We start from the raw sequence: 10657 nt of genomic DNA, 5'->3' as shown, positions 1-10657 counted from the left end.
CCGGCCGTGAAGCGGTCCGCGCGCCGATGCGGCGCAGACGCCGCCGCCGGCAGCGGCGCCGCGCGTCGCGTCGCACAGCGGTCGGCGGCCGCGTCGGCGCGCTCGCGATGAAACGCGAACGCGAGCGGAATCCGCGCCGAACGCATGCCGTGCCGCATCGCGACGCCGGTTTCCGCCGGCCCGACGAACAGCATCCCGTCGTCGGCGAGACAGCCGTCGAGCGAACGGATCACGCGATCCTGCGCGTCGCGGTCGAAATAGATCAGCACGTTGCGGCAGAACACGAAATCGTAGCGAATGCCCGTGTCCGCCAGCGGCTCCATCAGGTTCGCATGGCGGAACTGCACGCACGCGCGCACGCGCTCGTCGAGCAGCCAGCCGTCCGCGGTCGCCGCGAAATAGCGCGCGCGAAACTCCGTCGCGGTACCGCGAAACGCGTTGCGCCCATAACTGCCGACCCGCGCGTGCTCGATCGCGCGCGCGCTCAGGTCGATCGCGTCGATCGAAAACGCGGCCGGGTCGAGCCCCGCGTCGAGCAGCGCCATCGCGACCGAATACGGCTCCTCGCCGGTCGAGCACGGCGCGCTCAGCACGCGAATCACACGCCCGGGCGCGGCCGCGACACGTTCGGCCGCGAGCCGCCCGACGGTCGCGAACGCTTCTCGGTCGCGGAAAAACCACGTTTCCGGCACGACGAACAGCTCGATCAGCGCGCGCCGCTCGTCCGCACATCCGTTCAGCCGCTGCCAGTACGCGTCGAGCGCTTCCGGCGTCACGGGCGAGCGCGCCGTCGACGGCAGTCGCTCGCCGTCCGCGGCCTGCACCGCGTGCACGCGCTCGGTCACCGCGCGAATCAGGAAATCGTTGCCGAGCGAATCGGGGTCGATGCCGGTCTCGCGCAGCAGCCAGCCGCGAAAACGCGAATCGAAGTCGTTCATGCGGCTCCCCCTTCGTGGCCCGCCACGCTGTCGAACAGATGCAGGCGCGCGACGTCGTCGAGCAGGTCGGAGACCGACACCTGCTGCACGATGCCGTCGGGCGTATTGGCGACCTGACCGAGCCAGCGCGTGCGCAGCGTCGACACGCCGCTCGCGCGGAACGCCGCGCGATCGATCCGCATCGTCTGCGTCGCGCGCTCGACGATCAGCCCGATCAGGCGCTCGGCAGCCGCCGGCCCGGTGCGATACCGCACCATCACCAGCCGGGTCGAGCGCAGCGCATGCGCGCGCCGCCCGAGCGCCAGCATCGGCACGTCGATCACCGGCACCGGCTGGCCGCCGTGCATCAGCAGCCCGGCGATCCAGTCGGGCGCGCCGGGCACGGCCTTGGCGGCCGCGAGCGGCAGCACCGCGTCGATGCCGGCGGCATCGAGCGCATACCGCTCGCCTTCGAGCTCGAACATCAGGAACAGCGCCTGCGCGCCGTTCTGCGCTTCGGCGCGCATCACGCGTCGACCTTGAAGCGCGACACGCTGGTGCGCAGCTGGTTCGCGACCAGCGTCAGGTCGTCGATCGCCTGCGACGACTGCCGCAGCGATTCGGCCGTCTGCTGCGCGGCTTCGGACAGCTGCGACAGCGCCTGCGTGATCTGCTCGGCGCCGTTCGCCTGCGTCTGCATCCCTTCGTTGACCATCTGGAAGCGCGGCGCGAGCGTCTGCACCTCGGCAATGATCTGCGACAACTGTCCGCCGACCTGCTGCACGTCGAGCATCCCGCGCCGCACTTCCTCGGAGAACTTGTCCATTCCCATCACGCCGGCCGACACGGCCGACTGGATCTCCTTGACGGTCTGCTCGATGTCGTAGGTCGCCACCGCCGTCTGGTCGGCGAGGCGGCGGATCTCGGTCGCGACGACCGCGAAGCCGCGGCCGTATTCGCCGGCCTTCTCGGCCTCGATCGCCGCGTTCAGCGACAGCAGGTTGGTCTGGTCGGCCACCTTGGTGATGGTCGCGACGACCTGGTTGATGTTCAGCGCCTTCTCGTTGAGGATCGCGAGCTTCGCGTTCACCGAGCCGGCCGCATCCATCACGCTGCGCATCGTCTCGCCCATCCGCGTGAGCCCGCTCTGGCTCACGCCCGCGAGCGTCGCCGACTGCTCGGCCACGCCGGCCACCTCGTTCATCGTGCGCAGCAGGTCGCGCGAGGTCGCGAAGATCTCGCGCGAGGTCGCGCCGATCTCGGTCGTGGTCGCCGCGGTCTCGTTCGCGGTCGCCTGCTGTTCGCGCGACGTCGCGGCGATCTCGGCCACCGACGTCGTCACCTGCAGCGACGACTGCTGTGCGCGCGAGACCAGCTCGGTCAGCTCGTCGGCCATCCGGTTGAAGCCCGTCTCGAGCGTGCCGAATTCGTCGCGGCGCCGCAGGTCGAGACGGCGCGTCAGGTTGCCGGTGCGCATCACGTCGTGCACCTCGACGAGCCGCGCCATCGGCCGCGTGATCGACCGGAACAGCCCGTAGCCGAGCCCGAGCGCGGACAGCAGCACGATCGCCAGCGCAACCGCGAGCACCACCTCGGTGTCCTGCACCGAATTGCGGATCAGCTTCGCGGACTGGTCGGCGAACTTGCGGTTCTCCTGCACCAGCGTGTTCGCGTTGCGCACGACCTCGGTCCACACGGGCAGCGCCCTCGCGTAAGCGGCGACGGCCTCGTCGTGCGACGCACGGCCCTTCTGCATCGCGTCGTTCAGCAGCGGCACGTAGCGGTCGTAGGACGTGCGGAACGTCGTGAAGCGGCCGCGATCGTCGTCGCGGAACATCGTCGCCTGGTAGTCGGCCGTCAGCCCGTCGACGTCCTTCATCAGCTCGGCGATCCGCGCAAAATCGCGCTGGACCGCGTCGGGGTCGGTGTCGACGAAGGTCGCCTGCTGCAGCGCCATGAAGGTTTCGTTGACGGTGCCGCGCAGCGACGCCGCCAGATAGACGCCGGGCAGCGAGTCGCGCTCGATGCTGACGGCCTCGCTGTTGATCGCGCGCAGGCGTTCGTACGACACGCCGGCGGTCACCAGCATCAGCACGAACAGCACGCCGAAACTGAGCAGGATGCGGTTGCCGAGCGTCAGCCGGACGGCGCCGATCGTCGGAGGCAGGCTTTCATTGTTCGCGCGGGGCGTCACGGTGGCCATGTTCGTTATGGACTTTCTAGTGTCTTGCGTTGAAAAATTCCGCACCCGCCTGCGCGCCGGACGGCGCGCCGCGAGCACATCGGGATCGGCGCGGCGCCGGCAGGCCGCGCCGGGAAATCACCGTTCCGCCTGCGCCGGCAGCCGGAGCGCGACCATGAAGCCGCGCGCCGAATTGCGCATCAGGATCTGGCCGCGATGCCGCGCCGCCGTCGCGCGCACGAACGCGAGCCCGAGCCCGAAGCCGCTGCGCGCCGCGCCATGCGCGGATTCGAGCCGCACGAACGACTCGGTCGCGGCGGTGCGCTGCTCGGGCGCGATGCCGGGGCCGGCATCCTCGACGCCGATCAGCCACGCGCCGTCCTCGTCGCTCAGCGTGCAGTGCACGTCCGCGCCGGTCGGACCGTATTTCAGCCCGTTGTCGATCAGGTTCGCGACCGCGCGCGTCAGCATCATGCGGTCGCCCATCGTCACGCATTCGGTGTCGGGCACGTGCGCGACGACGCGGCTGCCGAACCCGGCGGCCTTCTCCCACAGCTGGTCGACGGCGTCGAGCACGATCTCGTTGAGACTCACGACCTCGTGCGCGCGGCGCTCGGACTGCGCGCGGGTCAGGTGGATGAAGCCGTCGGCGAGCGCGAGCGCGCGCCGCGCATGGCCCGCGATCCGCTCCATGATGGCCGGCATGTCGCCGTGCTCGGCCCGGTAGACGTCGAGCAGCGCGAGAATCGACGTCTGCGGCGAGCGCATGTCGTGCGACAGGAAGTCGAGCGCCTCGTCGCGCTGTCGCGACATCAGGTACGAATTCGAGTGATAGCGGATCCGCGCGGTCAGTTCCATCGCGTCGGGCAGCTTGACGAGATAGTCGTTCGCGCCGGCGATGAACGCCTCGCGCTTGACGATCGGCTCCTCCTTCGCCGACAGCACGATGATCGGCACCCGTGCGGTTTCGGCATCCGCACGCCAGGCGCGCACGAGATCGAGGCCGTCGATATCCGGCATCACGAGATCCTGCAGGATCACCGTCGGCTTCACCTCCCGCGCGACCGCCATCGCGCGGTGCGCATCGGTGCACACGTGCAGGTCGATGTCGTGTTCGCTGCGCAGCGCGCGCCGGATCACCTCGCCGACGAACGGCTGATCGTCGACGAGCAGGACCGATAGCCCCGACTCCAGACAATCCGAGGCATTTTCACCGATCGATTCTTTCATAAATACCGTTTCAAACGCCGAATCTCCAATCGATTCTTTCATAGGAGTTGCTTATCCGACTTGTACGCCATCTTATTTTGGCGGTTGAGAAGTCCGCCTGTTTTAGCCGATTTGGCCCATCAGCGTTGCCTGGCGGGGCTCCGGGCGCCGATTTTTCCCCGTCGGCGACCGCATTACCTCCGCACGCTTTCTCTCAATAAAGATAACCGGCTGATTCTAAATGAAATTAGAACACAGCATCTATGTCCTTCCGGTTTAGTTTTGCCAAATAAGCGGAAACAGCCGGAGGCGGATAAATCGGATCATTTCCGGAATCGGGGGCGAGAACGTTTGCCGCGCGGGCACGGCGTGGCTTGCGACCGACGGCGGGCGAGTGCGCACGCCGCCGCGGCCTGCGCGTCGGGCGGCAATATCGGGGCCGGGCGCGGCGCGCCGGCCTATCCGCGCGCGTGCTGCGCGGACACTTCCTGCAGGTCGAGATCGCGTTCGAGCGCGTGCAGCATCTCGTCGTGAATGCGGTTCGAGCGATGCAGGCGCAGCAGCTCCGCGCGCCCGGCGCGGATCGCGGCCAGCACCACGTCGTAGTGCGCGGCGCGCACTTCCGCCGGATACTCGGGCTCGTTCTTCGCCCGCTCGGTCAGTTCCGCACGGTACGTGTACTGCTCCAGCAGGCGCGGATGGATCACAACCCCGTTCTCGTCGCGCACCAGCGGCTGGATCGCCGCGAGCTGCGCGGCTTCGATGCACGCCCAGGCCTGCGGCTCGGTCAGGTGATGGGTGGCGCGCTCCTCCCGCTGCGGCAGCCGCAGCAGCCGGATCAGCGGCCCGATCGTCGTGCCCTGCAGCAGCACCGTGACGAGGATCACCGCGAACGCGGCGACCAGGATCAGGTCGCGGCCCGGCATCGCGTCGGGCAGCGACAATGCGATCGCGAGCGTCACGACGCCGCGCATGCCGGCCCAGCTCATGATCGTCGCGGCCTTCCAGTCGGGTGCGTCGACGCGCTGCGCGAGCCCGCGCACCGGCCATTTCAGCGCCTCGACCGCATAGATCCACACGAAGCGCGACAGGATCACCGCCGCCAGCACCGCACCGACCGGCGGCAGCATCGTGGCGAGCACCTGCTCGAACCCGCCGAGGCGCTGCATCGCGCCGCGCAGCGACAGCCCGATCAGCACGAACACCAGCGCCTCGAGCAGGAACACGATCACCTGCCAGAACGCGGTGCCGCGCGTGCGCACGGCGGCCGAGAACACCTCGTGCTGGTGCCAGCCGACGATCATGCCGGCCGTCACAGTCGCGATCACGCCCGACACCTCGGCCATTTCGCCGGCGATATACGCGATCCAGCCGGCGAGCACCGCGACGGTGATCACCAGGTAGTCGTCGTCGAGCAGCTTGAGGAACCATACGATCAGCCGGCCGACCACGAAGCCGACCACCACGCCGCCGAGCCCGAGCTCCAGGAAGCCGACCACCGCATGGCCGGCGCTGAAGACGCCCGTCATCGCGGCCGCGATCGCGATACGGAACAGCACGAGGCCCGCCGCATCGTTCAGCAGGCTCTCGCCTTCGAGCAGCACCATCAGCCGGCGCGGCAGCGCGACGCGTTCGAGCACGGCCTTCGCCGCCACCGCGTCGGGCGGCGACACGATCGCGCCGAGCGCGAAGCACGCGGCCCACGGCAGCGACGGCACGGCCCAGTGCACCGCGACGCCGACCGCCAGCGTCGTGAACGCGACCGCGCCGATCGCGAGCAGCAGGATCCCGCCGACGTTGCGCTTGAACTCCTCCCACACGGAGAAATACGCGCCGTCCATCAGCAGCGGCGGCAGGAACACGACGAGCACCAGGTCGGGATCGAGGTTGACGGGCGGCAGGCCGGGAATGAATGCGATGCCGATGCCGCCGACCAGCAGCGCGGCGGCGGGCGGCAGGCGCAGCCGCTTGGCGATGCATTCGAGCGCGACGATCGCCAGGAATGACAACAAAACCAGCTTGAATGCCGAGACGTTGGACATGAAACGACCTTGTGACGAATGAATGCGCGAGCCGCCCGGTACATACCCCGGGCGGCGTTTCGCGCGATTACATCACGAGGCCATGCATGCAGTCGAGATCGTCAGGCCTGCTTGACGCGTCGGCGGGCGAAAAGCCGCGCCGCGCATCATCGGCGCCGCACGACCATCAGGCGCGGTTCGGTCATGTCCTCGATCGCGTAGCGGATTCCTTCGCGGCCGAGCCCCGAGTCCTTCACGCCGCCGTACGGCATGTTGTCGACGCGGAACGACGGCACGTCGTTGATCACCACGCCGCCGACTTCCAGCTCGTCCCACGCGCGCTGCGCATGCGCGAGCGAATCGGTAAACACGCCGGCCTGCAGCCCGAAGTCGCTGTCGTTTACGCGCGCGAGCGCATCGTCGAACCGGTCGAACTTCTCGAGGATCGCGACCGGGCCGAACGCCTCCTTCCGGTAAAGATCCTGCTCGCGGCCGACGTTCTCGAGCAGCGTCGCCTCGAACATCGCGCCGTCGACCTTGCCGCCCGCGACGATCTTCGCGCCCGCCGCGACGGCCGCGTCCATCCAGCCCGACAGCCGGCGCGATTCGGATTCGGAGATCATCGGGCCGACGAAGGTCGACGGATCCTTCGGGTCGCCCATCTTCAGCGCACGCGTCTTCGCGGCCAGCTTGTCGCGCAGGGCGTCGTAGAGGTCGGCATGCACGAGGATCCGCTGCACGCCGATGCAGCTCTGGCCCGACTGGTAGAACGCGCCGAACGCGAGACGCTCGACCACGTAGTCGAGCTGCTCGCGCTGGTCCGCGTCCACGATCGCCGCGGCGTTGCCGCCGAGCTCCAGCACGACTTTCTTCTTGCCGGCCTTCTCCTTCAGCGCCCAGCCGACGGCCGGCGACCCGGTAAACGACAGCAGCCTGAAACGCTCGTCGGTCGTAAACAGGTCCGCGCCGTCGCGATGCGCGGGCAGCACCGAGAACGCACCCTTCGGCAGGTCGGTTTCGGCCAGCACTTCGCCGATGATCAGCGCGCCGATCGGCGTGCGGCTCGCGGGCTTCAGCACGAACGGGCAGCCGGCCGCGAGCGCCGGCGCGACCTTGTGCGCGGCGAGGTTCAGCGGGAAGTTGAACGGCGAGATGAACGAGCACGGCCCGATGGGCACGCGGCGCGTATAGCCGGTATAGCCCTGCGCGCGCGCCGAGATCTCGAGATTGAGCACTTCGCCGTCGATGCGCACCGACTCCTCGGATGCGACGCGGAACGTATCGATCAGCCGCGTCACCTCGCCCTTCGAGTCGTTGATCGGCTTGCCGGCCTCGATGCACAGCGCTTCGGCGAGTTCGTCGAAGCGCTCGCGAAAGCGCGCGACGCAGTGGTCGAGCACGGCCTGCCGCCTGAACGCGGGCAGCTCGCGCATCGGCTTCGCGGCGTCGACCGCCGCGCCGATCGCCGCGTCGATCGCTTTCGCGTCGGCCAGCGCGACGCGCGTCGCGACCTTGCCGCTGTATTTGTCGGTGACTTCGAGATCGGTGTTCGCGTAGACGGCCTCGTTGGCCAGGTAGTACGGATAGGTTTCCTTCAGCATGGAACGGCTCCTTCCGGTGAACGGGGAATTCAGAGCTGCGCCGACAGCCGCTTGATCTCGCGGTTCAGCACGCGCTCGTTGTCCGAATAGTCGATCGGCACGTCGATCACGTGCACGCCCGGCGACGCGAAGCACTCGCGCAGCAGCGGCTCGAGATCGTCGGCCGCCTCGACGCGATGGCCGTGCGCGCCGTAGCTTTGCGCGTACGACACGAAATCGGGGTTTTGCAGCGTCATCGCGAAATCGGGGAAGTTCATGTTTTCCTGCTTCCAGCGGATCATCCCGAATGCATCGTCGCGCAGGATCATCACGACGAGGTCGAGCTTCAGCCGCACGGCCGTTTCGAGCTCCTGCGAATTCATCATGAAGCCGCCGTCGCCGCACACCGCGATCACCTTGCGCTGCGGATGCACGATCTTCGTCGCGATCGCCGACGGCAGGCCCGCGCCCATCGACGCGAGCGCGTTGTCGAGCAGCAGCGAGTTCGGCTCGTGCGCGCGCCAGTAGCGCGCGAACCAGATCTTGTACATCCCGTTGTCGAGGCAGACGATCCCGTCGGCCGGCAGCGCGTCGTACAGGTCGTTGACGATGCGCACCGGGTACATCGGGAAGCGCGGATCGTGCTGGCCCTTCTGCAGGTGCGCGTCGAAATGCGCCTTGATCATCGCGAAGCGCGTGAAATCCCAGTGCGGCTGCGGCGCGATCGCCTCCTTCATCTGCCAGACCGCGTTCGCGATGTCGCCGACCACCTCGATCTGCGGGAAATAGACGGGATCGACCTGCGCGCCGAGGAAGTTCACGTGGATCACGGTCTTGTCGTCCGCGCGCATGAAGAACGGCGGCTTCTCGATCACGTCGTGGCCGACGTTGATGATGCAGTCCGCATGCTCGATCGCGCGGTGCACGAAGTCGCCGTCGGACAGCGTCGCGTTGCCGAGCCACAGCGGGTGCGTCTCGTCGATCACGCCCTTGCCCATCTGCGTCGTGAAGAACGGGATGCCCGTCTTGTCGACGAATTCGAGCAGCATCTTGCAGGTCGTCTTGCGGTTGCCGCCCGCGCCGATCATCAGCAGCGGATGACGCGCGGCCTGGATCGCGTCGACCGCGTGCGCGACCGCCTTCTCCTCGGCGATCGGCCGCCGGCTGAAGCTGCGCGGGATCGGCTTGCCGTCCCCTTCCTCGTGCGCGATGTCCTCGGGCAGCTCGAGGTGCGCGGCGCCCGGACGCTCCTCCTCGGCGCGGCGGAACGCTTCGCGCACCGCCGACGGGATGTTGCCGATCGACACGATCTGCCGCGTGAACTTGGTGAGCGGCTGCATCATGTCGACGACGTCGACGATCTGGAAGTGGCCCTGCTTGCTGGACTTGATCGGCTTCTGGCCCGTGATCATCAGCATCGGCATCCCGCCGAGCTGCGCATAGGCGGCGGCCGTCACGAAGTTGGTCGCGCCCGGCCCGAGCGTCGACAGGCACACGCCGGTGCGGCCCGTCAGGCGGCCGTAGGTGGCGGCCATGAAGCCGGCCGCCTGCTCGTGCCGGGTCAGCACGAGCTTGATCTTCGATCGCCGCAGCGATTCGAGCAGATCGAGGTTTTCCTCGCCGGGAATGCCGAACACGTACTCGACGCCTTCGGCTTCCAGCGCCTTCACGAACAGATCCGATGCTTTCATGGGGACTCTCGGTTGATGCCGCCTGCCCGGCCTACGGACGCGCGACGTTCAGGACGCGCACCGGCCTACGGCGCGCGGACGCTTACCTGCTGGACTGAGACCACGGGCACTGCCCGCCGCGCGCTGCGCGACGGCGCCTCCGGCTCCCGGAGGACGAACGGATCCGCCGGCGCGCGACGTGCGCGCGCCGACGGCAAGGACGTTTTCGATTGTAGACGCTATCGCGAAATGCCGGCTTCGGCGGCGGCGGCAGCGCCGCGCCGGCCGCCGCCGCAGGGTCGTCCGGATGGCCGGGAACGCCCGCGCGACGGGGTCATGGCCCTATAGTCGGAGCGCCTGCCTGCGTCGCGCCAGCTGCATGGCCACGACATCGAGGCGCGCGTTTCGAATGGAATCTGTGAACCATGGTTTACATACCGACGACAACACGTTACACTCCGCCCACCTACAGCATTCGCACCACCGACGTGTTCGACGCGTGGTTCGACTCGCTGCAGGACCGCGTCGCGAAACGCCGCATCCAGGCGCGCATCGACCGGCTGTCGATGGGCAATCCGGGCGACTGGAAATCCGCCGGTGCGCCGATCGTCGAAATGCGGATCGACCACGGTCCCGGCTACCGCGTCTACTACACGCGGCGGGGATCGATCTGGGTGATCCTGCTTTGCGGCGGCGACAAGTCGACGCAACGGGCGGACATCCGCGCCGCGCACGCGATGCTCGCGCATCTCGATTTCGATACGGAGTGATCGATGGACAAGATCAAGACCCGGCCGTGGGATTCGGCCGAACACCTGAAAACCGAAGACGACATGGCCGATTATTTCGAGGCCTGTCTGCAGGAAGCCGGCGACGATCCGGCGTTCATCGCGCACGCGCTCGGCGTGATCGCGCGTGCGCGCGGCATGTCGCAGGTCGCGCGCGACGCGGGCCTGTCGCGCGAAGGGCTGTACAAGGCGCTGTCGCACGACGGCAATCCGAGCTTCGGCACGATCTTGAAAGTCATCAAGGCGCTCGGCCTGCAGCTGCACGGCTCGAAAGCACACGCGTGACGCGC

General features: G+C 68.1%; 9 protein-coding genes. 2 read left to right on the top strand and 7 right to left on the bottom strand.

The features are described 5' to 3' along the window. From BST28156_RS04635 to BST28156_RS04605, 7 genes are all read right to left on the bottom strand, one after another. Positions 1–938, bottom strand: a 938-nt coding sequence (locus BST28156_RS04635) for a CheR family methyltransferase (protein ID WP_174901641.1), incomplete at its 3' end; no start/stop codon positions are given. Next, positions 935–1447: a chemotaxis protein CheW gene (locus BST28156_RS04630; RefSeq protein ID WP_174901640.1), complete on the bottom strand. Its 513-nt coding sequence runs from the start codon at positions 1445–1447 to the stop codon at positions 935–937. The genes BST28156_RS04630 and BST28156_RS04635, both read right to left, overlap by 4 nt. Then, entirely contained in the window at positions 1444–3120 is a 1677-nt protein-coding gene (locus BST28156_RS04625) for a methyl-accepting chemotaxis protein (protein WP_060245775.1), read from the bottom strand. Before BST28156_RS04625 ends, BST28156_RS04630 begins: the two co-directional genes overlap by 4 nt. A 117-nt stretch (positions 3121–3237) precedes the next feature. Beyond that, positions 3238–4371, bottom strand: coding sequence for a hybrid sensor histidine kinase/response regulator (locus BST28156_RS04620; RefSeq protein WP_174901639.1), 1134 nt, complete (start codon positions 4369–4371; stop codon positions 3238–3240). Between the two features lie 395 nt (positions 4372–4766). Continuing rightward, the gene (locus tag BST28156_RS04615; protein WP_174901638.1) at positions 4767–6350 is read right to left on the bottom strand and encodes a Na+/H+ antiporter; all 1584 of its coding nucleotides are present in this window, start codon (positions 6348–6350) and stop codon (positions 4767–4769) included. Positions 6351–6496: 146 nt separating this feature from the next. Next, positions 6497–7930 (bottom strand): aldehyde dehydrogenase family protein, encoded by a 1434-nt coding sequence (locus BST28156_RS04610; protein ID WP_174901637.1) that lies wholly within the window; start codon positions 7928–7930, stop codon positions 6497–6499. 29 nt (positions 7931–7959) lie between these two features. Continuing rightward, positions 7960–9600 carry an acetolactate synthase large subunit gene (locus BST28156_RS04605; protein ID WP_174901636.1) on the bottom strand — a complete coding sequence of 547 codons (1641 nt, stop codon included), beginning with the start codon at positions 9598–9600 and terminating at the stop codon, positions 7960–7962. A 404-nt stretch (positions 9601–10004) separates the two neighbouring features. Here BST28156_RS04605 and BST28156_RS04600 point away from each other — a divergent pair, with 404 nt between their 5' ends. Further along, a complete protein-coding gene (locus tag BST28156_RS04600) occupies positions 10005–10349 on the top strand; it encodes a type II toxin-antitoxin system RelE/ParE family toxin (RefSeq protein ID WP_174901635.1) in 345 nt (114 codons plus the stop codon). A 3-nt stretch (positions 10350–10352) separates the two neighbouring features. Further along, a complete protein-coding gene (locus BST28156_RS04595; RefSeq protein ID WP_060124880.1) occupies positions 10353–10652 on the top strand; it encodes an addiction module antidote protein in 300 nt (99 codons plus the stop codon). Positions 10653–10657: the final 5 nt, after the last annotated feature.

Origin of the sequence: Burkholderia pseudomultivorans (assembly GCF_902499075.1) — a bacterium.
GTDB lineage: Bacteria > Pseudomonadota > Gammaproteobacteria > Burkholderiales > Burkholderiaceae > Burkholderia > Burkholderia pseudomultivorans.
The sequence above is the reverse complement of the archived record's forward strand: the minus strand, read 5'-3'. Positions and strand labels throughout refer to the sequence as shown.

Bases quoted from the DNA above. Each gene is read 5' to 3' on its own strand.
- BST28156_RS04615 (WP_174901638.1), bottom strand. From the start codon at position 6,350: ATGTCCAACGTCTCGGCATTCAAGCTGGTTTTGTTGTCATTCCTGGCG.
- BST28156_RS04600 (WP_174901635.1), top strand. From the start codon at position 10,005: ATGGTTTACATACCGACGACAACACGTTACACTCCGCCCACCTACAGC.
- BST28156_RS04595 (WP_060124880.1), top strand. From the start codon at position 10,353: ATGGACAAGATCAAGACCCGGCCGTGGGATTCGGCCGAACACCTGAAA.
- BST28156_RS04610 (WP_174901637.1), bottom strand. From the start codon at position 7,930: ATGCTGAAGGAAACCTATCCGTACTACCTGGCCAACGAGGCCGTCTAC.
- BST28156_RS04625 (WP_060245775.1), bottom strand. From the start codon at position 3,120: ATGGCCACCGTGACGCCCCGCGCGAACAATGAAAGCCTGCCTCCGACG.
- BST28156_RS04605 (WP_174901636.1), bottom strand. From the start codon at position 9,600: ATGAAAGCATCGGATCTGTTCGTGAAGGCGCTGGAAGCCGAAGGCGTC.
- BST28156_RS04620 (WP_174901639.1), bottom strand. From the start codon at position 4,371: ATGAAAGAATCGATTGGAGATTCGGCGTTTGAAACGGTATTTATGAAA.